The sequence below is a fragment of the Ensifer sp. GW821-FHT05G01 genome (assembly GCF_059419585.1).
Genome location: NZ_JBWKSC010000011.1, coordinates 24586 through 47219, shown reverse-complemented (window position 1 = coordinate 47219; position 22634 = coordinate 24586). Strand labels below are relative to the sequence as shown.

Here is a 22634-nt window from a genome sequence, read left to right as displayed (position 1 = left end):
TCCTCTCTTCGTTTTTTCAAAGTTGGTTTCAGGCGTTGTGCTTGGAAATAAACTGGCGGAAGCGCTCGCTCTTCGGGTTCGAGAAGACCTGTTCCGGGCGGCCGTCCTCTTCGATCAGCCCCTTGTGCAGGAACAGAACGCGGCTCGAGACGTCGCGGGCAAAGTCCATCTCATGGGTAACGACGAGCATGGTGCGGCCCTCGGCTGCGAGATCGCGCATGACCTTCAGCACTTCGGCGACCAGCTCCGGATCGAGCGCCGAAGTCGGCTCATCGAACAGCATGATCTTGGGCCGCATGGCGAGTGCCCGGGCAATCGCCGCACGTTGCTGCTGGCCGCCGGAAAGATGCGCCGGATAGAAGTTGCGCTTGTCGGCAATGCCCACCCGCTCGAGGAGGGCTTCAGCCTCCGCGACACATTCGGCGCGGTTGCGCTTTTGCACATGGACCGGCGCTTCGATCAGATTTTCCAGGATCGTCAGGTGTGACCACAGATTGAAGGACTGGAACACCATCGTCGCCTGGGAACGAAGCCGCAGCAGTTGCTTCGGATCGGCGGCGCGCGGGGCAAAGCCCGAACGCTGCGTAAGCCTGTAGCTCTCACCGTGAATGGAGATTTCGCCCGCATCCGGCACTTCCAGCATGTTGATGCAGCGAAGCAGCGTGGACTTGCCGGATCCCGAGGCCCCGAGGATCGAGACGACTTCACCCTTGTTGGCACTGAACGAGATGGAGTGCAGCACCTTGTAGGCACCGTAGCTCTTCTCGAGCCCGGTGATCTTCACGGCCGGTGCGAGGGCTGCGTTCATCATGCATTTTCTCCTGCGGCACGTCGGTAGATGGGTTGGCGCTGCGCGGCTGAGAGCCGGTACTCGAACAGCTTGAACAGCCGGCTGACGATGAAATTGAGCAGCAGATAAATCGCGCCGGCGGCGATGAAGATCTCCACGGGGCGGTAGGTCGCCGAGATGAGTTTTGCCGCCAGCCCTGTGACTTCCATCATGGTTATGGTCGAGGCCAGCGCCGTCGATTTCGCCATCAGGATCACTTCGTTGGAGTAGCCAGGCAGCATCTGCCGCAGCGCCTGTGGCGCGATGATGCGGCGAATGAGAGTAAGGCCACTCATCCCATAGGCACGCGCGGCTTCGATCTGCCCGGCAGGCACTGAGAGCACGCCGCCGCGGATGATTTCGGCACTGTAGGCTGCTGTGTTGAGCGCGAGCGCGAGCGCTGCGCACCAATAGGCCTCCCGCAGGAACGGCCATAGGAAGGTCTTGCGCAGTTCGGGAAACTGGCTGAGGCCGTAGTAGATGAGATAGAGCTGCACCAGAAGCGGCGTGCCGCGAAAGATGAAGATGTAAATCCGCGCCAGGAGGTCGAGCGGTGGCCAGGACGACAGTCTCATCGCTGCAAGAGCAATTGCCAGAACGGCGCCGGATGCGACGGACACCGCCATCAGTTGCAGCGTCAGCGGGATGCCGCTGCAAAGCTGCACGAAGGCGTCGTAGATGAAGGGAAGATCGATCATAGTGCCCGCCTGATCCCGCGCATGGCGCGCTTCTCTGCAATCCGGAACAGGACGCCCGACACGAAGCTGATCAGCAGGTAAAGCACCGCAGCCGTCAGGAAGAACGTGAAGGGTTTGCGGGTCGAGCCCGCGCCGATCTGGGCCTGTCGCATCAGTTCGATCAGCCCTACCACCGAGATGAGCGCTGATTCCTTCAGCACCAGTTGCCAGACATTGCCGACACCTGGGATTGCGAACCGCGTCGCTTGGGGCAGGATGATGCGGCGAAACAGAAGGTGGTTCGGCATGCCATAGGCTCTTGCCGCTTCAATTTCGCCCTTGGAGAGCGCGAGCACCGCACCGCGATAGACCTCAGCCTGATAGGCGCCTGAAACCACCCCGATCGCCAGAGCGCCGGTCAGGAAGACGGGCGCGCTGATGAAGCCCTCGGAGCCGAACAGAGCACCGAGTCGGCTTAAAACCGCGCTGCTGCCGAAATAGAAGAGATAGATGACGAGCAGGTCGGGAATACCGCGCAGGATGGTGGTGTAACCATCGGCTAACGCCCTCAGAGCACGCAGCGACGAGAACGACGCCGCCGCGGAGAGACAGCCAAAAACCGCCCCGGCGGCAAAGCCGCTGAGGGCAACGCAAAGGGTAACGCCTGTCGCCTTGAGCATATCCATGCCCCAGGCTCCCTCGGCGAACCCCATCAGATCGAGATACGCGCTCAAAGCACCCACCAGTTTGTTCCCTTGGTGCGGCGCCGGTTCGAGCCAGGCGCCACGGTTTGTTTCCAGTGGGTTTGACAGCTTGCTTCAATACCGTCAAATTCGTAATCTGGCCGCGAGCATAACCAAATATTATGGTGATCCATGAACCTGCGTCAGGTGGAAGCGTTCCGTACCGTCATGTTGACCGGAAAAATGACGGCGGCGGCGGAGCTGATGTCCATCACTCAACCGGCGGTGAGCCGGTTGATCCGTGACTTTGAAATCGATACGAAGCTGAAGCTGTTTGACCGCAGGGGAAACCAGCTAACGCCCACTCGGGAGGCCCTGACGTTGCTCCAGGAGGTGGAGCGGGCCTATGTCGGCCTATCGCGCATCAAGGCGTTTGCCGAAGAGATCAGCAGGCAGAATGCCGGGATGCTCCGCATTGCCGCCATGCCAGCACTGGCAAACGGGATCATGCCGCGTTTTCTTGCGTGGTTCCTGCGCGACCGTCCAAACGTTCATGCGTCGCTGAACGGTATTCCGTCGTCTCTGGTGATCGAGGCGGTCGCATCGGGGCAGGTGGACCTTGGTTTTGCCGATGGTCCGCTCGACCGTCCCGGGTTTCTGATCGAGACCCGTCCGATACCTGCGGTCGTCGCGGTTCCCACTGGTCACAGGCTTGCCGGCCGGGAAGACATCATGCCGGCCGATCTCGCCAATGAGCGCATGATCACACTGGAGCCTGGCACGCTGTTTGCCATGCGCGTGGAAGTGGCGCTGGCCGGCATTCCTCGGTCATCGACGTTGGAAACGCGCCTTTCCCATACCGCGCTGACGCTGGTCTCCGAAGGGGCGGGCATTGCGATTATCGACCCATCGTCCGCGACCGAATTCCGTGGGCGCGGCGTTGTCGTCAGGCCTTTCGCCATCTTCGTCGATGCAGGCTTCCTCGCGATCCGGCGCAGCCAAGGTTCCGACAGCGTGCTTGCCGAACGGTTTGTGAGCGAGTTCTGGAGCTACCATGAAGCGCTGCTTGCGGGAGATTCGACTTCGACAACGACTATCGGGGCCACTATGATCGCATAACGTGTCGACGGGAACGGACCATGCGGGTTGGGTCGGGTGTGATGCCACTGCTCCGATCATCAGGACCAGTCGCTGAAGGTCTTCGCTTTCAACACCTGGAGTGCGACAACGATGCGGTCTTGGAATTGCTATTCGACCGAACGATCCGCGGGTAGCTCAGGTCTGAGACTGGCGTAGAAAACGTTACGTCGCAGCACGTTCTACTACGAAACGACTTCTTAGGTGCGGACAACGCCTCGATGCCGACGACGGCCCCGCTGGCTGTGGTCACAACCGACGCTTCTGGGCACCGCCTCGGAGCGTCGGTCGCTCGATCGACCCGCTTATAGGGTCTGACTTTTGCCGCCGGACCACGGGCCATCTCTTCCGTTCAGGCAAGCCCGGTTTCGACAGATGCGTTGCGTTCCCGCGGGTCGTAGGGATAGGCGTAGCAAGTGTACCAGATGCTCCCTTGACCGAGCAAAACAAGCACTTGTTCGAGAAGCGTCATCCGGTATTCGCTTTTGCGCGTCGGTACAGTCGTAGGCATGTTCTGGCATCCTCCCAATGCTCATGAGATGAGGTTGGACGCAAGGCTCCCATTCTCCTAGGGCCGCGACGAACTACTCAACCAAGATCGATCCTATGCTGGATCAGGCGCAAAAATCACGCACTGAATGCCGAAGAGAGCTTTCAGGATTTTCGATGAAACAAAGCCGCCGAAATCCTAAATGCTAACGGCAGCACCGTGCGTCGCCCTGTCACGGGTGGGCCGGAGGTGTGTTTCGGAAGCTCCAGGAGATCGTCGAGGAACAATGCTCTCTCACTTAAAGGACCCGTCACTGTTTCGCCAGGCTGCCCTGATTGGTGGCGAATGGATTGAAGCGGATGCCGCCAATGCGATCGAAGTGACCAACCCGGCGACGGGCGAACTCATCGGACGCGTGCCGAAGCTTGGCGGCAAGGAGACGAAGGCGGCGATCGAAGCGGCGCGTCTGGCGCAGAAGGGCTGGGCTGCTCGCACTGCCAAGGACCGCGCCGGCGTGCTTCGCCGCTGGTTTGAGCTGATGATCGAGAACAAGGACGATCTCGGCCGCATCCTCACGCTCGAACAGGGCAAGCCGCTCGCCGAGGCGACCGGCGAAATCGTCTACGGCGCAAGCTTCGTCGAGTGGTTCGCCGAAGAAGGGCGCCGCATCTATGGCGACCTGATCCCCGGCCACCAGCCGGACAAGCGCATCATGGTGATGAAGCAGCCGATCGGCGTCGTCGCCGCGATCACGCCCTGGAACTTCCCCAATGCGATGATCACCCGCAAGGCGGGTCCTGCCTTTGCAGCCGGCTGCGCCATGGTGCTGAAGCCAGCGGCACAGACGCCGTTCTCGGCCATCGCGATCGCCATTCTTGCCGAACGTGCCGGCCTGCCGAAGGGTCTCTTCAGCGTCGTCACCGGCTCGGCTCGCGAGATCGGCGCGGAGATGACCGCCAACCCGGTGGTGCGCAAGCTGACCTTTACCGGCTCGACGGAAGTCGGCGCCGAGCTCTATCGCCAGAGCGCCGGCACGATCAAGAAGCTCGGGCTGGAGCTCGGCGGCAATGCACCGTTCATCGTCTTCGACGATGCCGATCTCGATGCGGCCGTGGAAGGCGCCCTGATCGCCAAGTTCCGCAACAACGGCCAGACCTGCGTCTGCGCCAACCGCATCTATGTGCAGGACAAGGTCTATGACGCCTTCTCCGACAAGCTGGCGGCGGCCGTTGCCAAGCTGACGATCGGCAATGGTCTCGACCAGGGCGTGATCCTCGGCCCGCTGATCGACCAGGCGGCACTGGAGAAGGTCGAGGAACATGTTGCCGATGCCACCGCCAAGGGCGCGCGGGTGATCCAGGGCGGCAAACGCCATGCCCTCGGTGGTACCTTCTATGAGGCGACGGTGCTGGCCGACGTCACCCAGGCGATGGCAGTCGCTCGCGAAGAGACTTTCGGCCCCGTGGCGCCGCTGTTCCGCTTCACCGACGAGGCCGACGTAATTGAAAAGGCCAACGACACGGAATTCGGCCTGGCCTCCTATTTCTATGCGAAGGATCTGGCGCGGGTGTTCCGGGTTGCCGAGGCGCTGGAATACGGCATGGTCGGGGTCAACACCGGGTTGATTTCGACCGCGGAAGCACCGTTCGGCGGCGTCAAGCTCTCCGGCCTCGGCCGCGAGGGCTCCAGATACGGCATCGAGGAATTCACCGAGATCAAATATGTCTGCCTCGGCGGCGTTGCGTAAGACAGAGACGACAAGGAAAAAACCGCGGAGCCTAAACTCCGCGGTCTTTTGAGAGAACGGCAGGCGCTGCAGTTTTCACACGTTCCTGTCGAGCAGCCTCGTTGCGCGGGCCTCGATGCCTTTCGCGTCGAGTTCATAGTGTGCGTAGAGGTGAGTGGGCGGTGCGATCAGGCTGTACTCATCGTAGATGCCGTGACGGGTCAGCTTGACGGCTAGACCTTCACTCGCCAGCACCTCTGCAACCGCACCACCCAAGCCCCCAAGCACATTGTGCTCCTCGATCGTCAGGATCCGCGGACTTTGCGCCGCCGCTTCAAGAATGGCATCGCGGTCGATCGGTTTTACCGTCGCCATGTCGAGGAAGCCGACGCTGGCACCCGCAGCCCGCAGCGCGCGCGTCGCTTCGAGAGCGGGGTGCACGGTGGAACCGGTGGCAATGATCGTAAGGTCGGTTCCCGAATAATGAGAAATCGCCTTACCGATCGTGAACGGCTGGCGGTTGGCATAGACTTCGGGATCGCGCCCGCGCTGGATGCGCATATAGATCGGATGCGGATAGTCGTTCGCCGCCTTTATCACCTCCTTGAGCTGATTGCCGTCGGCGGGCGCGATTACCGTCAGGTTGGCGATCGACCGCATGATGGCGAGGTCCTCCGTCGCATGATGCGAGGTGCCGTAGAAGCCGAGCGAGATGCCGGCGTGGTGGCCGATCAGCCGAACCGGCAGCTTGGAATAGGCGACATCCATGCGGATCTGCTCGCAGCAGAGAAGCGCGAGGAACGATGCGAAAGTTGCGACATAGGGCTTCATGCCGACGGCAGCCATCCCGGCTGCGGCCGACACCATGTTCTGTTCGGAGATCCCGAACTGAATGAAGCGATCGGGATGGAGCGCATGAAATTTCGCAAGCCCGTTCGAGTATTGCAGATCGGCCGTGCCGGCCACGATCGGTTCGCCTGCGGCAACGAGTTCGATGAGGGCGTCAGAGAGCGCATCGAGGCCGGGCGTCACGGCGTTGAGCTGGCGGTATTGCCAGGACTTGTCGGAAAGCGGCTTGCTCATCTCAGATCTCCATCGCTTCGATTTCGGCAATTGCGCGCGCAGCATCCGAAGGATCGAGATAGCCGAGGTGCCAGCCCGGTTCGGTCTCCATGTAGGAGACGCCCTTGCCCTTGACCGTCTCGGCAACGATCATCACCGGACGGGTCCGCTCGCGATCGGACTTGAGCGTGCGAAACAGGGTTGCGACAGCAGCGACATCGTGGCCGTCAACGACATGGGTTTCCCAGCCAAACGCCTGCCATTTTTCGACGATCGGCTCGACGCCGATTATGTCGTCAACCGAGCCGTCGAGCTGGTAGCCGTTGCGATCGATGATGCCGATCAGCTTTCCGAGTCTGTTGTGGGCGCCGAAAAGGGCAGCCTCCCAGACCTGGCCTTCCTGCAGTTCCCCGTCGCCGATCATCACGTAAGTGCAAAAGTCCTTGCCCAGCATCCGGCCGGCGAGCGCCATTCCGCAACCGGCCGAAAGTGCGTGGCCGATCGAACCCGAGCTGAAATCGATACCGGGCACCTTTGTCATATCAGGATGGTCGCCGAGCGGATTGCCGAGGCGGGTGTAACCGTCAAGGACGTCGCGATCGATGAAATCGAGGTCGGCGAGAATGGGAAAGAGCCCGACGGCAGCGTGCCCCTTGCCCATCATGAAACGGTCGCGATCCTCCCATTTCGGTTCACCGCGCCTCAGGTCCATGGCGTCGTAGTAGAGTGCCGAGAACAGCTCCGCCGCGGAGAAGACGGAGGTGTAGTGCCCGACCTTCGCGATTTCGATCAGCCTAATTGTCTCGAGGCGACAGAATTTGGCGCGGTCCTTGAGGAATGCAATCTCCTCGTCATTCGGTCTGAGGCTGTTTCGGCCCCCGGTTGTTTCGATCCTGCTTGGTTGGGTCACGTGCTGTCCTCGTCCTCAAGGTGGGTCGCCCCACGGGATGCTTGATCACGAGGTCTGTTTTAGCTGGAGAAACGCGCGGCCGCCCGCACGATTAGCTGAAAACAATCTTCAACTATTCCAAAGAAATGAACGGGTTGGCTCATGTTACTTAGAGAGGGACGCAAGTGAAGGCGGCGGTTTTCTCAAGGAGGTAAGCAATGAAAGACGGGATGTTTGTTTTCGACGCGGCGGTCCATACGCAGGACTTCGGCGACAACCAGATCAAGCCGGGAAGCGATGGCAGGCGCGTCAAACTGCTGCGCTCGCAGATCGCCGGATTCATTAACCTGACAGGTCGCCGCGGTCCGCCACCGGAAACCGAAACCTTCTCGAACCCCGATCTCGAATGGGGCAACAAGATGCTGTTTGAGAACTCTGATACCGACATGGCGAGCGCCTGCTCCGTGCCATTGTTTTCGCACTGGCGGGCGGGGCTCGGCCCGGTCGAACTTAGCGATGCCTTCGCGAAATCGAATCCGAAGCGCGTGGTGCTGACCGGCGGCGTCGACCCGGCCTATCATGGTCTTGATTTCGCGCTCGAAGAGATGGAGCGCCAGGTCAAGGAACTCGGCGCAGTCAGCATGAAGTTTTATCAGTATCAACGCCGCGGCTGTTCCTGGCGCGCGGATGATCGCGATATTGCCTATCCCCTTTGGGAGAAGGCGATCGAGCTTGGCATCAAGATGGTGCAATTCCACAAGGGCTTCCCGCTGGAACTGGGGCCTGTCGAAGCCTTCAAACCCAACGACATTCAATATGCTGCGGCGGATTTTCCCGAGCTCAACTTCGGAATTCACCATCTTGGCGATCCCTACGTCGACGAGACGATCTCGATCGCCAGCCGTTTCGACAACATCTACCTGATCCTGCCTCTCTGGTTTAACCAGTACTACCTTCAGCCCTGGAAGATGTTGGCGCGGCTTGGAGAAGCGCTGCTCTACGTCGGCTCTGATCGTATCTGCTACGGCTCGGAGGCCTTCATCTGGCCGCACGTGCAGACCTATATCGATACGCTCGCCAACCTCGAAATGCCGGAGGAACTGCAGGAACGCTACGGCTATCCGGAAATCACCCGCGAGATGAAGGAAAACATCCTCGGCAAGGCGTTTGCCCGCGGCATGGGCATCGATATCGAAGCCAAGAAGATCGAGCTGGGGCTGGTCGCATGACTGCCCGGCCCACCATATCACCGGACGCGCTTGAGGCCGCCTTCGCGCGCATCCGGCCGCTGATCCTTGGCCACGGCGGCGATATCGAAATCGCCGATATCAGCCCGGAGGGCGTCGTCAGCATCAAGCTCGTCGGCGCGTGCAAGGCCTGCCCCAACATGGCGATGACCTATGTCGGTCCGATCCGCACCTATCTCATGGAAGTGGACGGCGTGGCGGAGGTCCGCTGCGAGCAGGTCAATGCGAGCCTCAAGACGCTGGATCGACTGGCGCGTCGACTGGGATCGAGACCGCTCATCGTCTGACAAGGCAAGGAATTGTGGAAAGACTGAAACCGCGTTTCGCAAGGAGCGCGGTTTTTCTGTGTCCTTCGCCGCTTGCTTGATGTTCCAACCGCCAAACGCAAAACGGCGCGCCCGGGGGCGCGCCTTGGAGTTTTTCGAGTTGGCTCTGTGCTCAGGGAATGATGCGTTCGGCGCGCAGCCGGTCGAACACGTCGACGAAGGAGCGCTCCGTGTCCTGCGTTTCAGTGAAGCCGAGCGCCCTGGCCTTTGCCATCGAGTGGACGCATTCCATCGGGCGACCGAGGTCGAGGTCGGTGTGCCATGCGGAGGCGAGGCGGTCGAGCTTGTTCGGCTGAAGGCCGTGGTCGCCGACAAGGCGGGCCCAATCGTTGCCGAGATCTTTCATCTGTTCGGCAAGGCAGTTGTACTGCCCAGGGTACTCCGCCACCGGGATCTCGAAGTAGTCGGCGATCGTCTGCCAGAGCTGTTCCCAACGAAAGACATCACCATTGACCGCGTTGAATGCTTCGTTGCGGGCGTTCGGCTCGGTGCCGGCCCAAACGATCTGCTTGGCGAGGATACGCGCATCGGTAATGTCGTTGAGGCCGCGATAAGCTGTCGGGCTTCCGGGGAAGCGGAACGGCCTGCCGGTCGCCTTGCAGATGGAAGCGTGTGTGGCAAGCGTCGCGCCGATGTTCATCAGGTTGCCGACCGCATAGCCGATGATCGTATGGGAGCGATGTACAGACCAGCCGAAGTCGTACTCGGCGGCATAGGCCATGACGATGTCTTCGAGCTCGTAGTAGAAGTTCTTCTTCGGCAACCGCGGCGCCGTTTCACGGAATGGTGTGACCGGCTGGACCTTGCCGTAGTCCTCGAAAGGGCCGAGATAATGCTTCGTGCCGGTGACGACGCCGACGTGCTGCAGGCAACCCTTGTCCTTGAAGGCGTCGAGAACATTCTTCAGCATGTCGCCGTTGAGGCGAATGTTTTCGTCCTCGTTCGACCCCAGCGTCCAGGAGCAATAGAAGACATGCGTCGGTGCAAGGTGCGAAAGGGCGGCAATCGCCTCGTCCCGCTTCAACAGATCAACCGCGTGCGGCTTGATGTACGACGATCCCAGCGGTGGCCGGCGTGAGGCGCCGTGGATCTCCCAGCCGCCGAGGTCTCTGAGATGTTCGGCAACGTTCAGCCCGACGATTCCCGTTGCACCGACGATCAATGCGCGTTTTTGATACATGGATTCCTCCCTTTGTGATGTGTGGGCGAGAGGATGACGCTTTACCCTCTGGTCAGGTAGGCTGGCTTGGGGAATAACTGAAGTGAATAGAATTCACGAATGGTATTTGGGATGCAAAACCGCGCTCTCGAGATGGAAGTCTTCGTGACGATCGTCGATGCTGGTAGCTTCTCGGCGGCGGCCCGCATCTTTTCGATGTCGCCATCGGCCATCAGCAAGCTGGTCACGCGGCTTGAAAAGCGTCTCGGCGTTCAGCTCGTTGTCCGCTCGACCCGCAGCTTTCGACTGACCATTGAGGGCAGCGATTTCTACACGACGTCACGGGCCATCGTACAGGAAATCGCCGAGGCCGAGGCAAAGATCGCGCGCAAGGCCGAGGCCATCGGCGGGCTTCTGAAGGTCAGCACCAACCTGCCGTTCGGCACGCATGTGCTCTCGCCTTTGGTCGTCCGGTTTCTCGACGAAAACCCGGGCATGCGCATCGATCTCGAACTCAGCGACGAACCCGTCGACCTGATTGCGGAGAAGACAGATATCGCGATCCGGACGGGCGTTCTGCGCGATTCTTCGTTACGTTCCCGTCGGTTGCTGGATTCACAAAGGCACATCGTCGCCTCGCCAGACTATCTGGCCCGGCATGGCGAACCGGCCCGGCCTGAGGAATTGCGTCAGCACGCGTGCCTGACCTTCGGTGGCCGTCCGCACCTCAGCACCTGGCAGTTCAAGGACCCTGCGGATGGTGCCTCGGTTCATGTCGACGTTGGCGGCCGGCTGCTCGTCAACAACGGCGAGTCCATGCGGCTGTTCGCGCTGCAGGGGGCCGGCATCGCCCGGCTTTCTGCGTTTCACATCGGTCGGGATCTTGCGGAAGGACGTCTCGTCCGGCTGCTCGTTTCCTGGGATGCCGGAGAGACCGAGCCGATCTCCGCGATCTATTCGGCTCAGACGCATGTGCCGCAGAGAATTCGCAGGTTCCTCGATTTCCTAGCACGGTCGATATAGGAAATTATCAATTGATAAATTATCACTTGATCAGTTTTGGTGATGGTGTTACCTCTTATGTCAGCTCAGGGAGAGAGCATGGGAGGTTCCCGGCCGTCGTTCGGGTCGGAGCCAAGTCTGATTTTCAAAGCATTAGGACTGACACCACTTATGTGTCAGAGCGATAGGCTATGGCAAAAGCAGCACGAAAATACCTCGACGCGGCTGACCGCGAGCAGCAGATCCTCGAGTTTGCGATCGATTTCGTCGCCCAGAGAGGACTACGGTTTACGACGCGGGAACTGGCCGATGCGCTCGGCGTCTCACAGCCGCTGCTCTACCGGTATTTCAAGAACCGCGACGACCTGCTCCAGAAGATCTACGACGAAGTGTATCTGAAGCGCTGGGATCCGGGCTGGAACGAGCTGCTCGCCGATCGTTCGATTTCGATCCGTGAACGCCTCGTCCTTTACCTGCGGGCCTATACGGCTGCGATCCTCGACGAGCGCTGGATCCGGATTTTCATCGCATCGGCGCTTGAAGACCCGCAGATCACACAGAAATATCTCGGGCTGCTGCACGAAACGACCTTTCCGCTGATCTTCGCCGAGATTGCCGCGGAAGCTGGCGTTGCCGTTCCGTCCGGTCCGAAGGCTGACGAACTGGTGCTTGAGATCGTCTGGGGCTTTCACTCGAGCTTCTTCTACATGGGCGTGCGCAAATACGTCTACCGCAACAAGATACCGGATGATCTCGACCCGATCATCCGCGCGCGCGTCGAAGTGTTTGTTACTGGCCTTGCCGCGAGCATGGGCAATCTCGGACAGTTCCTGCCCGAGGTGGAGGCGGGCCAATGAATAGTATCCAGGACCTCCGCGTCTTCTCGGAAATCGTCAAGTCGAACAGCTTTTCGCTCGCCGCCTCGAAGCTTGGCCTGTCGCCGGCAACCATGAGTGGGCGGCTGAAGGCACTCGAATGTCACTTCGGCGTCGCCCTCCTGAAGCGGACAACGCGCTCGCTTTGCCTGACGGAGGAGGGGCGCTACCTCTTCGAAACATCGCAGGGGATCCTCGAGGACTTCGAGCGGCTCGACAAGACAATGCGTCAGCGCAAGAAAAACCCGAACGGAACGGTGACCATCGCCGCGCCAACGGAATTCGGACGGAAGTACCTGATCCCATTGACCAGCGAGTTCGGCGCCGCGCATCCCGAAATCGGCTTCCGCCTCATCCTTGGTGATGACGACGTCAATCTGGTCGACGACGATTGCGATATCGTCATTCGCTTCGGTACGGTGCCAGATAGCGCACTGACCACCCGCAAGCTCGGCGAAAACCCGATGGTGATCTGTGCAGCGCCCGACTATTTGGCGCGTATGGGGGCACCGGATGCGCCGTCCGATCTCGTTGTCCATAACTGTCTGGTCTATCTCGACGGCAAGACCGCTGCTGACAAATGGGGTTTTGCCGTCGAAGGTGAACCGACGCTCGTGCGGGTCAGCGGCAACCGCATCGTCTCCGACCGGCAGGCGCTGATCGATCTCGCCAAGGCCGGACAGGGCCTCATTCGCGTGTCGTCCTGGGATGTCGCGCGCGAACTGGAAGAAGGAACGCTGGTCGCAGTCCTCAGGGATTTCGACTGCGACCCCGAGATCATCCATCTCCTGTCTGAACCGAGACATCGCCTGCCTCTGCGGACGGCCGAGTTCATCGATTTTCTCCTGCAGCGCGTGAAGCGCCTGAGCCGTAGCGCCGAGCTTTGCAGGACCGAGTATCCAAGGCTGCGCGGCGCCGCCTGATCGCGTTCCACATCATCCTAACTTCCGACGGTGCGCCTTCCTGGCCACCGAACGACGACGCATGGAGATTTTTTAGAATGGATTATGGTCTTACCGGCAAACACGTGTTGGTGACGGGCGGTGCCACGGGCATCGGACGCGCTATTGCCTCGGTCTTTCTTGCCGAAGGCGCGGATGTCACCGTGAGCGGCATCAGCGCCGCGGAGGTTGGGGATACCATCGCGGCTCTTGGCCAGCGCTGCCGTGGGATCGCCGGGGATCTGACGGTCGAGGGGGAGGCCGAGCGCCTATATGCCTTCGCCTCCTCCCATCGCCCTGTCGATATCCTCGTCAACAGCATCGGCATCTTCGAAGTCCGCGATTTCTTCGAGACGACGGACGAGCACTGGTTTCGCTATTTCGATGTGAACGTCATGACCGGCGTACGCATGTCGCGGCTGGTGCTGAAGGAGATGCTGGCGCGCGGCGAAGGCAGCGTCGTCTTCATCAGCAGCGAAAGCGCCGTCAAGCCACAGCCCTGGATGGCCCATTACGGCGCCATGAAGACCTGTCTGCTCGGCCTGTCGCGGGCCCTTGCCGAGTTGACGAAGGGCACGCGGGTCAGGGTCAACACCATCCTGCCAGGGCCCACGAACACCGAAGCCGTTCGTCGCTATCACCAGGAAATTGCCGATGAGAAGGGCACGACCCGCGAAGCGGTCGTCTCCGACTACTTCGATGAAACCGAGCCGACCTCGCTTATCCGCAGAATGATCGAGCCGGACGAAGTCGCACGCAGCGTCGTGCATCTCGCAGCAAGCCCGCACCTCAACGGCATGGCGATGCGTGCGGAGGGCGGCACCATCCGGGCCATTCTCTGAGCCTTCTTCAGCGGCGCTGAAGAGTGAATTCAGGGCAACGTCCTCAATCGCAAGAGCCAATCGGTTTATCAATAAAATCAGCAGGTTTCGGGAGGTGCAGGTGAAAAGATTTGATCTTGGCGGCAAGCGTGCCTTCGTCACCGGTGCCGGCAGTGGTCTCGGACAGGCGATCGCCATTGCGCTTGCCGAGGCGGGTGCCGATGTCGCCTGCTTCGACCTGTCGGGTGCCGAAGGTCAGGACGTGACGCTGGCGGCGATCTCCGCCACCGGTCGAAGCGGCTTTGCCCTCGACGGTGACGTCACCGATCGCAGTTCGATCGAAGCCGCATTCGATCGTGCCGAACGGGAGCTCGGTGAGATCGACATCGCCGTCAACAGCGCCGGTATTGCCAATGTCAGCGCGGCCGAGACGATGCCGCAGTCCCAGTTTCTGAGGATGATGGACATCAACCTCAACGGGCTCTTCTGGTCCTGTCAGGTCGAGGGCCGCCGCATGCTGGAACGTGGTCGCGGCTCCATTCTCAACATGGCGTCGATCTGTGGCTCGACCGCGATCCGGGGTCTGGAACAGGCGCACTACGACGCAACGAAAGCGGCGGTGATCCGCCTGACGAAGAGCCTCGCAGCCGAATGGGCCGGGCGGGGCGTGCGCGTCAACTGCCTGAGCCCGGGCTTCATGGCAACGCCCATGAACAGCCGCCCGGAAGTGGCCGAGAATGTCCGCAGGTTCGCCGAGATGACGCCGATGAAACGCATGGGGCAACCACACGAAGTGGGCGGACCGGCGGTGTTTCTCGCAAGCGAAGCGGCCAGTTACTGCACCGGCGTCGATCTGAATATCGACGGCGGCTTTCTATCAATCTGACGACAGAGTGGGAGGAAAAATCATGTCGACAGTTCTGAAATTCACCAGCGTAGCAATCCTTGCCCTGTGGGCCGCATCACCGGCCCTCGCCAATCCCGTCAAGATCGGCTGGATCCAGGGCAACGCGGCCTTCCAGGCCGAACAACGCACGCAGGACGGCTTCAAGAAGTACCTGACCGACAACAACATCGACGATTGGGAAGTGACCTATCTCGACTCTGCCGGGTCTGCGGAGAAAGTCGCCAACAACATCGAGGATGCCGTCAACCGCGGTGTCGATGTCATCTACGTGACCTACGCGGACCTGCGCGCGTCCAGTAACGCGCTCAAGGGCGCAGAATCGGCACACATTCCGGTCTACACGGTCGACTCCGGCTGGATCCCGGGCTCGACCGCGGACATCACCACGAACAACTGGCAGATGTCCGCCGAGGTATCGCTGAGCCTGATCAGCCAGATGAAGGGCAAGGGCAACCTCATCATCATCACCACCGACAAGATCAAGCCGGTGCGTGAGCGTACCGATACGCTGCGGGCGATCCTGAAGGAGTATCCCGACATCAAGGTCATCGGCGAATACAATTTCGACGTGGCCAACTTCTACCAGGAAACGCTGAACGCCGTTCAGGACTTCGCCACGCGTTACGGCGAAGAAATCACCGCTGTCTGGACGCCCTGGGACGAGCCGGCACAGGCAGCGATCACCGCGCTCCAGGGCGCCGGATTGAACGTGCCCGTCTCGGGCATGGACGGCCACCCGGAGGCGATCAAGGCGATCTGCGAGCCCAACTCCATGTTCGTCGCCACCGGGCGGCAGCAGTTCGAGGAGTGGGGCGTCAATCTTGCGACCTATGCCAAGCGCGTCATGGTGGATGGTGACCATCCGAAGGAGGTCACCAACGGCAAGGACATCGTCTACTACGGTGCGACGCTCTTCACCAAGGACAACTGCAAGTGAACCGGCCGGGCGGGCGGTGCGACCGCCCGTCCATTTCGGAGGTGCAACATGTCGATTGTTCTTGAGAACATCACCAAGCAATGGCCCGGCACGCTCGCGCTCGACGGCGTATCCATCGAGATCGTCGAGGGCCGCGTGCACGGCATCGTCGGCGAGAACGGTGCCGGCAAGACGACCCTCGTCAGCATTTTGAGCGGCGCCGTCCAGCCGACGGCCGGCACGCTCAGCATGGCAGGCCAGCCGGTCGCTTTCGAAAATCCGGCGGCGGCCGTTGCAAACGGCGTCTCGCTCGTATCGCAGGAAGGCAGCCTGGTGCCGCACCTGACGGGCGCCGAGAACATCTGTCTTGGCTTCGAGCCGGTCAAAAGCCGCTTTTTCATCAACCGGCGCGAAGTTCAGCGGCAGGCGGAAGAGCTGGCGAAACAGTGGTTCCCGGAAACGGCAATCGCACTCAATCGCAAGGTCGATGAACTTCCCTATGCCGACCAGAAGGTCATCGAAATCCTGCGCGCGCTGCACTCGCGTCCAAAGGTCCTGATCCTCGACGAGCCGACGGCAACGCTGCCGGCCAAGGAAAAACAGAGCCTCTGGACACTGATCCGCCAACTGTCCGATGCCGGGATGGCGGTGGTTCTCATCAGTCACTTCCTTCAGGAGGTGGTCGATCTTTGCGACGAGATCACCGTCCTGCAGGACGGCCGCAAGGTGAGCCACCTCTCCAATGCGGGGCACGAGGTGACTGAACGCCAGCTGATCGACCTCATGCTCAATCGCGGGCAGACCGGCAATCAACATCGTCTGTTCGACAGCGCTCTTACGGAACGCAGCCTTGCCGACGACGCGGAGATCGTCGTCGATATCAAGGGCTGGCAGGGTGCGCGCTTCCTCATGGATGGCCTGGAAGTTCGCAGCGGCGAGATCGTCGGACTGATCGGACTGACCGGTTCCGGGCACTTCGAATTCGCCCAGTCGCTGTTTGAACCACGCCTTGCCACGGCGGGGGAGTATCGCTTCAAGAGCAAGGATGTCGGGCGCGCCAGCGTGCGCGACATGAAACGGCGCGGTGCTGCGCTCATCCCCGATCACCGGATGATCAATGCCATGATCGGCGACTGGACAGTTCGGGAGAACATGTCGATGGCGGGTATCCAGGAGACCAGCCTCAAGCCGTTCGGAGTGGTCCAGAACGGGCGCGAGCGCGCCGAGACCCACCGCCTGATCAAGCGATTGAACATCAAGACGTCGAGCGCGGAGACGAAGATCGTCGAGCTCAGCGGCGGCAACAAGCAGAAGGTCTCCGTCGCCAAATGGCAATTCGCTTCCGAGGGTAAGTACAAGCTCTTTGTCTTTCTCGAGCCCACCGAAGGCGTGGATGTCGGCGCAAAACGCGAGATCCATGACCTCATCGTCTCGCTCGCCGAACGCGGCGCGGCGGTCATCGTCGCCTCAAGCGATCTGCTCGAAATCGCCCATGTGGCCGACCGGGTCGTGGCGTTCAGGAACGGTCGGGATGCCGACCAGATCGCTCGCCGCGACTTCAGCGAAGCTGTCTTCATCAATGCAATTGCGGGGGTAACCCAATGACCATGACAACAACTCTTGCTCAGGAAAAAGCGTCCCGCCCGATGCGCATTGGCACACTGGTACAGAAGTACAGCACGCTTGCCGTCCTGGTCGTCCTTTTCCTGGCTTTCTCGATCGGCACGGACCGGTTCTTCACCGGCACCAATCTCGTCAACATCCTCCAGCAGATCTCGATGCTGACGATCGTCGCCGTCGGTCTGACCTTTGGGTTCGCCGCCAAGGAGATGGATCTTTCCGTCGGTTATGTCGTTGGGCTCGCCGGTCTGCTGGCACCCCTATTGATGGTGGCCGGTGTGCCGATCCCCTTGTCGATCGTCGGCGCGCTCGGAGCTGGCCTTGCCGTCGGCCTCATCAATTCTGCGCTCGTCGTCGGCGTCGGCGTTCCCTCGCTGATCGCGACGCTTGCGGCCGGTTCCATTCTGTGGGGCATCAACTTCATGATCTCTGGCGGTCGTGCGATCTATGGTGGCATTCCCCCCGAGTATCTGGCGGTGGGCCAGGGCAAGGTCGCAGGCATCCTGCCCTATCCGGCACTGATCATGTTGGTCGTCGTTGCCGCCTCGTGGTTCCTCATGGAGCGCACGACATTCGGCCGTTACCTTTATGCAGTCGGCGGCAATGCGCGGGCCGCCGAGCTTTCGGGCATCAAGGTCCGTTCCTACCGGGTCTATGGGCTGGCACTGAGTTCGCTCTTTGCCGCGATCTCCGGGATCATTCTTTCGGCCCGGCTTGGTTCCGGCCAGCCGAACGGTGGCGAAACCTATCTGCTGGACGGTCTCGCTGCCGTCTTCATCGGCATGACGATGCTTCGCCCGGGCACGGCGACCGTCATGGGGACGTTCTTCGGAGCGCTGCTAATCGGCATCATGAACAATGGCCTGAACCTGGTGGGCATGGACACCTACGTGCAGAGCATCGTCAAGGGCATCATCATCGTGATCGCCGTGTCGGTGGTCTCGCGGACGACGAAGCTGAAGCTTCTTTGACAGAACAGCTGTTGGTGAATGCCGAAGAAACCTTGACGCGCTCCTCGATTGCCGTGGCATCCTTGCTGCGGCCAACGCGGAGCATGTGGAGGAGACTGCAGTCATGAACCTGAACCTTAAAGACAAGGTCGTAATCGTCACGGGCGCGAGCTCCGGCATCGGGCTGGAGACGGCAAAGCTGTTCCTGTCCGAGGGCGCCCGCGTTCTGGGCGTCAGCCGTGATATGGCGCCGGTGAAGGATCTTGCTGCGCATGACCGTTGGCGGACATGCGAGGTCGACCTTGGAGAGAAGGGGGCAGGGGAAGCGGCCGCGGACACCGCGCTCAAAGCCTTCGGCCGCATCGACGTGCTTTTCAACAATGCCGGCATCTGTCCGACCCGCGGCGGCTTTCTCGAAGTCTCGGACGAGGACTGGGCGCAGACGCTCAATGTCAATCTCATGGGCTATGTTCGCATGGCGCGGGCCGTGCTGCCTGCCATGCTCGCGCAGAAGAGGGGCGTGCTTATCCATTGTGGTTCGGAAGCCGGGCGCATGCCGCACCCGCTGCTGCCGGACTACAGCACATCCAAGGCGGCGATCACGCTTCTGTCCAAGGCGCTTGCCCGGGAATTTACGCCGAAGGGGATTCGCTCGAATGTGGTCGCGCCTGCCCACATTCGAACCGAACTCTGGGACCGCCCGGGTGGCTTCCTCCATGCGCTCGCCGAGCGCTACGGCACGACGATCGACGGTGCAGTGGATGCGTTCCTTGCCGAATCCAGACTGCCCGCGGGTCGGCTTGGAGCCGCGCGCGACGTGGCCACTGCTGTTCTCTACCTGGCCTCGGATCTCTCCGAGTTCATCAGCGGCGATGTGATCAATATCGATGGTGGCGTTATTCCCACCACATGACGGAGGAACCGGAATGGTACCGATGGCGCAGAGCAATGTGTCGATGTCGAAGGCCTTTCGCGATGAGATCGCGAACGCGGACGAGCGTGTGGGACAAACACTGGTATCCGAAACTGACCTCGTGCGTGTCTGGCACATCAACCTTGCACCCGGCGAACGCCTTGGCTTTCACCGCCACGAACTGGACTATTGCTGGATCGCACTGACGTCAGGACGGTCTCGCTCCATGTACGCGGACGGCAACACCGTCGTTACCGACTACAAGGCCGGCGACTGCAAGGTGTTCGCCTTTGCCGCGGACGAGACGATGGTTCACGATCTGACGAACATTGGCTCCTCACAGCTTGCTTTTACCACAATCGAATTCAAGGGCTCGCTCAGGCGAGAGCATGACATGGTCGAACGACCAAGATAAACGTCGGCGATCTTAACTTCGTGTGACCCAAGGCGGACGTCTTGCGATGGGATGTTCCCGTTCTGTGCGTCCGCGATGATACTGGATTTTGTCATGCAGGCGCATTACATTGGCTTGTGAAGGAGATTTGTCATGGCCGCAAATGCACTGGTCCAGACGCGGATTGATGCTGACATCAAGGACCGCGCCACGGCTGTCCTACAAAACATGGGGCTAACTGTATCGGATGCTGTTCGTATCCTTCTGACGCGAACGGCGAACGAAGGCTCATTACCGCTCGAGATGGTCGGTAGCAGTGACGCCCACGATGCCTGGTTCCGCGCCAAAGTGTTGGAGGCTCTCGAGGATACGCGACCTGACTACGAGGATGCGGATGCTGAGGCTCGCTTTCGCGAGCGCCGGGCGGCAACTCTGCGAAAGGCCGGGGCTGGCGACCGATGAGGCTTGTCTGGGCGCAGTATGCGCTTGACGATCGGGACGCTATCTTCAGCTACATTGAAAGTGAAAACCCGAAAGCGGCGGTGCACGTCGATGAGGAGATTGCGCACGCAGTTCGGCGTCTCCTTGACTTTCCCGAAAGCGGCCGCCCTGGTCGAATTGAGGGAACGCGGGAGTTGGTAATTCCGCGCACTCCCTACATCGCCGCATACACGGTGACAGACGACCGCGTTCGCATTCTGCGCATTTTGCACGGTGCCCAGATATGGCCCTTTGAGCTCGGCAACGAGTGAATCCTACGCCAATTCTTTTGGCTGTCGGCGGTTCGATTCCTTTCAAGCCGAGAATAACGATCCTCGTTTAGTCTCGTGCTGAACCGATTTCGTCACTGAGCGCCACGCCCGCGCCACTATATGCGGCTTGGCGACGCCACTGCGATCCATCATCCTCGTGGAGGCGTCGGCGGTACGCAGATCGCTCGAATGGCTAATCGTTCGGCGTGTTTCAACACTGCAGCCGCGATGTTATTGTGAGAGCTGGAGACCACCGGTTTCAGTGTCGGTCCCGTTTCAACGAATGTCCCTGAAGCTTTTGTGGAAATAGCATCGGAGGTATGATCGTGCGAAAATTTCCAACCTTATTACTCTTTGCGGGAACGCTGGCCGCGATAGGCGGTGTGGGCATCGCTGCAAACGATAAAAAGACCATCCGTGTGCCGGATGGTCTCGGCTTCGCTGACTTCAAGGGTTACGAAAGCTGGGAAGTGGTTTCTGTTGCCGCCGTTGATCCTGCAGAATCGGTGATGGGCGGCGATTCCGGTACGGTTCTGAACGTCATCATGGCCAACCCGACGATGATTGAGGCCTATAAGAAAGGCGTTCCGGGCAATGGTACGAAATTCCCCGACGGGTCGAAGATTGCGAAAATCCAATGGAAGGCAACAAAAGATGCAGATTCACCATTTTCCGTGAACGTGCCGAACGCGTTGCGGAATGTTGCCTTCATCGAAAAGGACAGCAAGAGATTTGAGGCCAGTGGCGGGTGGGGATATGCCAACTTCAACTATGACGCGCCATCCGATTCGTTTGCGCCGGATGGAAATGGCTCCGACTGTGGGTTTACATGCCACACCGCCGTGGAGGCAAAAGACTATATTTTCCACGCGTATCAGAAGCGGTGACTTGTTTGAGAGCCCTTGATTGCCGGCGACACGACGTCGTGCGCCCGCTGATGCCACACGTAGAACAATGCGCACTATAGGACGGTCCCCCGTGTCGGAGACCGTCCTATGTAGTTAGTGGAAATTCCTGAAGGCCGTCCTCAACTCGGAGGTGAACAACTTCGGTTGTTCCCAAGCTGCAAAGTGTCCGCCCTTCAGAAGTTTGTTGTAATGAATCAAATTGGGATAGGCTTTGGTCACCCAACTGCGAGGAGCCTGATACAGTTCGTCGGGGAACGCGCTGACCGCTACAGGAACCGAGACGCCCTTGGGGCTGAAGTAAGCAAGCTTGTTCTCGCGATAGAGACGAGCCGAGGACACTGCCGTATTCGTGAGCCAGAATAGCGTCACGTTGTCCAGGACGTCGTCCCGGGTTAGCCCTTCGGTTTTTCCGTCAAACGACCGCTGAATGAGTTCCAGGCTAAGCGGATCGTGATCGAGCATAAAGGTCGCGAGTCCGACCGGAGAATCTGTGAGACCAGTCAAGGTTTGCGGTCGGGATGCCATGTAGAACGCGTACTGCACATTCTTGTAAGTAAACGAGAGCTGATTGTAAGCGTTCAGCTCGTCTGCGGTGAGACCGGAAGGGGCAGGCGCCCCGGTAAAGGCCGCCGTGTCGAGTTCGACGGGGACGGCCCCTGGCATGTTTGTATGAATGCCTAGCAGTCCCTTTGGTGCCTGGGCTCCGAGTTGATCGACAACGAGGGCACCCCAGTCCCCGCCCTGGGCCACAAACTTGTCGTAGCCGAGCCGTTTCATCAAAACTGTCCAAGCCCGAGCGATACGAGCCGGGTCCCACCCCGCCTCCGTAGGTTTTCCGGAGAATCCATACCCCGGCATGGATGGAATGATGACGTCAAACGCATCGGAAGCGTTGCCACCGTGTGCCGTAGGATTGGTGAGTGGGTCTATGATCTTCAGCTGTTCGATAATCGACCCCGGCCAACCGTGGGTGACGATGATCGGCAAGGCGTTCTTGTGCTTGGAACGGACATGGATGAAGTGGATATCCAATCCATCAATGTTGGTGACGAACTGAGGATAGGAGTTCAGCTTCTTCTCGATCTTGCGCCAATCATAATCGTTGGCCCAGTACTTCGCGAGCTTCTGAGCTGTATCCAGAGGGACACCCTCGGAATTGTCCGTGACGGTCTCCTTCTCCGGCAGGCGTGTCGCGAGAATGCGCTGACGAAGATCAGAAAGCTGTTCTTCCGTTGCCGTAAAGCGAAATGGTCGAATTTCTTCATTCGCCCCTGCTACAGCCTGACTGGGCAGGACACTTAATGCACCGACGATCGCTGCCGTTGCGAGGGTTATCTTCGATGATCGATTAGACATCATGTCTCTCCTGTTCACTATGTAGCGGATGCTATTAAAGCGGATGCGATATAA

25 protein-coding genes are annotated in these 22634 nt (G+C 60.1%); 17 read left to right on the top strand and 8 right to left on the bottom strand.

What is annotated here, in order from left to right:
- Positions 1-28: 28 nt before the first annotated feature.
- The 3 genes from AC07UR_RS24030 to AC07UR_RS24020 are packed head-to-tail and all read right to left on the bottom strand — an operon-like array spanning position 29 to position 2219.
- A complete protein-coding gene (locus AC07UR_RS24030) occupies positions 29-811 on the bottom strand; it encodes an ABC transporter ATP-binding protein (RefSeq protein ID WP_412728428.1) in 783 nt (260 codons plus the stop codon).
- Positions 808-1527 carry an ABC transporter permease gene (locus AC07UR_RS24025; RefSeq protein ID WP_210264601.1) on the bottom strand — a complete coding sequence of 240 codons (720 nt, stop codon included), beginning with the start codon at positions 1525-1527 and terminating at the stop codon, positions 808-810. Before AC07UR_RS24025 ends, AC07UR_RS24030 begins: the two co-directional genes overlap by 4 nt.
- Positions 1524-2219 carry an ABC transporter permease gene (locus AC07UR_RS24020; RefSeq protein ID WP_173422933.1) on the bottom strand — a complete coding sequence of 232 codons (696 nt, stop codon included), beginning with the start codon at positions 2217-2219 and terminating at the stop codon, positions 1524-1526. Before AC07UR_RS24020 ends, AC07UR_RS24025 begins: the two co-directional genes overlap by 4 nt.
- A 162-nt stretch (positions 2220-2381) precedes the next feature.
- Between AC07UR_RS24020 and AC07UR_RS24015 the strand changes: the two genes are divergently transcribed.
- Positions 2382-3308 (top strand): LysR family transcriptional regulator, encoded by a 927-nt coding sequence (locus AC07UR_RS24015; RefSeq protein WP_173422756.1) that lies wholly within the window; start codon positions 2382-2384, stop codon positions 3306-3308.
- A 370-nt stretch (positions 3309-3678) separates the two neighbouring features.
- Here AC07UR_RS24015 and AC07UR_RS24010 read toward each other — a convergent pair whose 3' ends face one another.
- Positions 3679-3837, bottom strand: a complete 159-nt coding sequence (locus AC07UR_RS24010; RefSeq protein ID WP_173422755.1) for a hypothetical protein — start codon at positions 3835-3837, stop codon at positions 3679-3681.
- Positions 3838-4102: 265 nt separating this feature from the next.
- Between AC07UR_RS24010 and gabD the strand changes: the two genes are divergently transcribed.
- Positions 4103-5563 carry an NADP-dependent succinate-semialdehyde dehydrogenase gene (gene gabD / locus AC07UR_RS24005; protein WP_209792944.1) on the top strand — a complete coding sequence of 487 codons (1461 nt, stop codon included), beginning with the start codon at positions 4103-4105 and terminating at the stop codon, positions 5561-5563.
- Between the two features lie 75 nt (positions 5564-5638).
- On the opposite strand, the gene AC07UR_RS24000 is transcribed toward gabD, so the two are convergent.
- Both AC07UR_RS24000 and AC07UR_RS23995 read right to left on the bottom strand, forming a co-directional pair.
- Positions 5639-6625, bottom strand: a complete 987-nt coding sequence (locus AC07UR_RS24000; RefSeq protein ID WP_173422879.1) for a transketolase family protein — start codon at positions 6623-6625, stop codon at positions 5639-5641.
- 1 nt (position 6626) lies between these two features.
- The gene (locus tag AC07UR_RS23995) at positions 6627-7514 is read right to left on the bottom strand and encodes a transketolase (RefSeq protein WP_327795899.1); all 888 of its coding nucleotides are present in this window, start codon (positions 7512-7514) and stop codon (positions 6627-6629) included.
- A 197-nt stretch (positions 7515-7711) separates the two neighbouring features.
- On the opposite strand from AC07UR_RS23995, the gene AC07UR_RS23990 reads away from it, so the two are divergent.
- Positions 7712-8722 carry an amidohydrolase family protein gene (locus AC07UR_RS23990; protein ID WP_209792943.1) on the top strand — a complete coding sequence of 337 codons (1011 nt, stop codon included), beginning with the start codon at positions 7712-7714 and terminating at the stop codon, positions 8720-8722.
- Positions 8719-9027, top strand: a complete 309-nt coding sequence (locus tag AC07UR_RS23985; protein ID WP_173422877.1) for a NifU family protein — start codon at positions 8719-8721, stop codon at positions 9025-9027. The genes AC07UR_RS23990 and AC07UR_RS23985 overlap by 4 nt, the downstream gene beginning before the upstream one ends.
- Positions 9028-9178: 151 nt before the next feature.
- Here AC07UR_RS23985 and AC07UR_RS23980 read toward each other — a convergent pair whose 3' ends face one another.
- Positions 9179-10246, bottom strand: coding sequence for an SDR family oxidoreductase (locus AC07UR_RS23980; protein WP_173422876.1), 1068 nt, complete (start codon positions 10244-10246; stop codon positions 9179-9181).
- A 111-nt stretch (positions 10247-10357) separates the two neighbouring features.
- Here AC07UR_RS23980 and AC07UR_RS23975 point away from each other — a divergent pair, with 111 nt between their 5' ends.
- The 13 genes from AC07UR_RS23975 (at position 10358) to AC07UR_RS23915 (ending at position 21203) form a co-directional block, all read left to right on the top strand.
- On the top strand, positions 10358-11248 hold the full coding sequence (locus AC07UR_RS23975; protein WP_234903061.1) for a LysR family transcriptional regulator: 891 nt from the start codon (positions 10358-10360) through the stop codon (positions 11246-11248).
- Positions 11249-11418: 170 nt separating this feature from the next.
- Positions 11419-12084, top strand: a complete 666-nt coding sequence (locus AC07UR_RS23970; protein ID WP_173422874.1) for a TetR/AcrR family transcriptional regulator — start codon at positions 11419-11421, stop codon at positions 12082-12084.
- Positions 12081-13025 (top strand): LysR family transcriptional regulator, encoded by a 945-nt coding sequence (locus AC07UR_RS23965; RefSeq protein ID WP_173422873.1) that lies wholly within the window; start codon positions 12081-12083, stop codon positions 13023-13025. Before AC07UR_RS23970 ends, AC07UR_RS23965 begins: the two co-directional genes overlap by 4 nt.
- Positions 13026-13102: 77 nt before the next feature.
- Positions 13103-13885: an SDR family NAD(P)-dependent oxidoreductase gene (locus AC07UR_RS23960; RefSeq protein ID WP_173422872.1), complete on the top strand. Its 783-nt coding sequence runs from the start codon at positions 13103-13105 to the stop codon at positions 13883-13885.
- 100 nt (positions 13886-13985) lie between these two features.
- On the top strand, positions 13986-14750 hold the full coding sequence (locus AC07UR_RS23955; protein ID WP_173422871.1) for an SDR family oxidoreductase: 765 nt from the start codon (positions 13986-13988) through the stop codon (positions 14748-14750).
- Positions 14751-14772: 22 nt separating this feature from the next.
- Positions 14773-15708 (top strand): sugar ABC transporter substrate-binding protein, encoded by a 936-nt coding sequence (locus AC07UR_RS23950; protein WP_173422870.1) that lies wholly within the window; start codon positions 14773-14775, stop codon positions 15706-15708.
- Positions 15709-15756: 48 nt separating this feature from the next.
- Positions 15757-17292, top strand: coding sequence for a sugar ABC transporter ATP-binding protein (locus tag AC07UR_RS23945; protein WP_173422869.1), 1536 nt, complete (start codon positions 15757-15759; stop codon positions 17290-17292).
- Positions 17289-18278, top strand: a complete 990-nt coding sequence (locus AC07UR_RS23940) for an ABC transporter permease (protein ID WP_173422868.1) — start codon at positions 17289-17291, stop codon at positions 18276-18278. Before AC07UR_RS23945 ends, AC07UR_RS23940 begins: the two co-directional genes overlap by 4 nt.
- Before the next feature lie 103 nt (positions 18279-18381).
- Entirely contained in the window at positions 18382-19170 is a 789-nt protein-coding gene (locus AC07UR_RS23935; RefSeq protein ID WP_173422867.1) for an SDR family NAD(P)-dependent oxidoreductase, read from the top strand.
- Positions 19171-19192: 22 nt separating this feature from the next.
- On the top strand, positions 19193-19585 hold the full coding sequence (locus tag AC07UR_RS23930) for a cupin domain-containing protein (protein WP_234942069.1): 393 nt from the start codon (positions 19193-19195) through the stop codon (positions 19583-19585).
- Positions 19586-19717: 132 nt separating this feature from the next.
- Positions 19718-20026, top strand: coding sequence for a type II toxin-antitoxin system RelB/DinJ family antitoxin (locus AC07UR_RS23925; protein ID WP_173422865.1), 309 nt, complete (start codon positions 19718-19720; stop codon positions 20024-20026).
- On the top strand, positions 20023-20316 hold the full coding sequence (locus AC07UR_RS23920) for a type II toxin-antitoxin system RelE/ParE family toxin (RefSeq protein ID WP_173422864.1): 294 nt from the start codon (positions 20023-20025) through the stop codon (positions 20314-20316). The genes AC07UR_RS23925 and AC07UR_RS23920 overlap by 4 nt, the downstream gene beginning before the upstream one ends.
- Positions 20317-20636: 320 nt before the next feature.
- The gene (locus AC07UR_RS23915; RefSeq protein WP_173422863.1) at positions 20637-21203 is read left to right on the top strand and encodes a cytochrome P460 family protein; all 567 of its coding nucleotides are present in this window, start codon (positions 20637-20639) and stop codon (positions 21201-21203) included.
- Positions 21204-21317: 114 nt separating this feature from the next.
- On the opposite strand, the gene AC07UR_RS23910 is transcribed toward AC07UR_RS23915, so the two are convergent.
- Complete coding sequence (locus AC07UR_RS23910) at positions 21318-22580, bottom strand: epoxide hydrolase family protein (protein WP_209792942.1); 1263 nt, start codon at positions 22578-22580, stop codon at positions 21318-21320.
- Positions 22581-22634 lie beyond the last annotated feature (54 nt).

Excerpts from the sequence above, each read along its gene's own strand:
- AC07UR_RS23960 (WP_173422872.1), top strand. The coding sequence starts at position 13,103 with ATGGATTATGGTCTTACCGGCAAACACGTGTTGGTGACGGGCGGTGCC.
- AC07UR_RS23975 (WP_234903061.1), top strand. The coding sequence starts at position 10,358 with ATGCAAAACCGCGCTCTCGAGATGGAAGTCTTCGTGACGATCGTCGAT.
- AC07UR_RS23990 (WP_209792943.1), top strand. The coding sequence starts at position 7,712 with ATGAAAGACGGGATGTTTGTTTTCGACGCGGCGGTCCATACGCAGGAC.
- AC07UR_RS23965 (WP_173422873.1), top strand. The coding sequence starts at position 12,081 with ATGAATAGTATCCAGGACCTCCGCGTCTTCTCGGAAATCGTCAAGTCG.
- AC07UR_RS24020 (WP_173422933.1), bottom strand. The coding sequence starts at position 2,219 with ATGGGGTTCGCCGAGGGAGCCTGGGGCATGGATATGCTCAAGGCGACA.
- AC07UR_RS24025 (WP_210264601.1), bottom strand. The coding sequence starts at position 1,527 with ATGATCGATCTTCCCTTCATCTACGACGCCTTCGTGCAGCTTTGCAGC.
- AC07UR_RS23910 (WP_209792942.1), bottom strand. The coding sequence starts at position 22,580 with ATGTCTAATCGATCATCGAAGATAACCCTCGCAACGGCAGCGATCGTC.
- AC07UR_RS24015 (WP_173422756.1), top strand. The coding sequence starts at position 2,382 with ATGAACCTGCGTCAGGTGGAAGCGTTCCGTACCGTCATGTTGACCGGA.
- AC07UR_RS24010 (WP_173422755.1), bottom strand. The coding sequence starts at position 3,837 with ATGCCTACGACTGTACCGACGCGCAAAAGCGAATACCGGATGACGCTT.
- gabD (WP_209792944.1), top strand. The coding sequence starts at position 4,103 with ATGCTCTCTCACTTAAAGGACCCGTCACTGTTTCGCCAGGCTGCCCTG.
- AC07UR_RS23935 (WP_173422867.1), top strand. The coding sequence starts at position 18,382 with ATGAACCTGAACCTTAAAGACAAGGTCGTAATCGTCACGGGCGCGAGC.
- AC07UR_RS24030 (WP_412728428.1), bottom strand. The coding sequence starts at position 811 with ATGATGAACGCAGCCCTCGCACCGGCCGTGAAGATCACCGGGCTCGAG.
- AC07UR_RS24000 (WP_173422879.1), bottom strand. The coding sequence starts at position 6,625 with ATGAGCAAGCCGCTTTCCGACAAGTCCTGGCAATACCGCCAGCTCAAC.
- AC07UR_RS23980 (WP_173422876.1), bottom strand. The coding sequence starts at position 10,246 with ATGTATCAAAAACGCGCATTGATCGTCGGTGCAACGGGAATCGTCGGG.
- AC07UR_RS23940 (WP_173422868.1), top strand. The coding sequence starts at position 17,289 with ATGACCATGACAACAACTCTTGCTCAGGAAAAAGCGTCCCGCCCGATG.
- AC07UR_RS23920 (WP_173422864.1), top strand. The coding sequence starts at position 20,023 with ATGAGGCTTGTCTGGGCGCAGTATGCGCTTGACGATCGGGACGCTATC.
- AC07UR_RS23950 (WP_173422870.1), top strand. The coding sequence starts at position 14,773 with ATGTCGACAGTTCTGAAATTCACCAGCGTAGCAATCCTTGCCCTGTGG.
- AC07UR_RS23930 (WP_234942069.1), top strand. The coding sequence starts at position 19,193 with ATGGCGCAGAGCAATGTGTCGATGTCGAAGGCCTTTCGCGATGAGATC.
- AC07UR_RS23915 (WP_173422863.1), top strand. The coding sequence starts at position 20,637 with ATGATCGTGCGAAAATTTCCAACCTTATTACTCTTTGCGGGAACGCTG.
- AC07UR_RS23945 (WP_173422869.1), top strand. The coding sequence starts at position 15,757 with ATGTCGATTGTTCTTGAGAACATCACCAAGCAATGGCCCGGCACGCTC.
- AC07UR_RS23970 (WP_173422874.1), top strand. The coding sequence starts at position 11,419 with ATGGCAAAAGCAGCACGAAAATACCTCGACGCGGCTGACCGCGAGCAG.
- AC07UR_RS23985 (WP_173422877.1), top strand. The coding sequence starts at position 8,719 with ATGACTGCCCGGCCCACCATATCACCGGACGCGCTTGAGGCCGCCTTC.
- AC07UR_RS23925 (WP_173422865.1), top strand. The coding sequence starts at position 19,718 with ATGGCCGCAAATGCACTGGTCCAGACGCGGATTGATGCTGACATCAAG.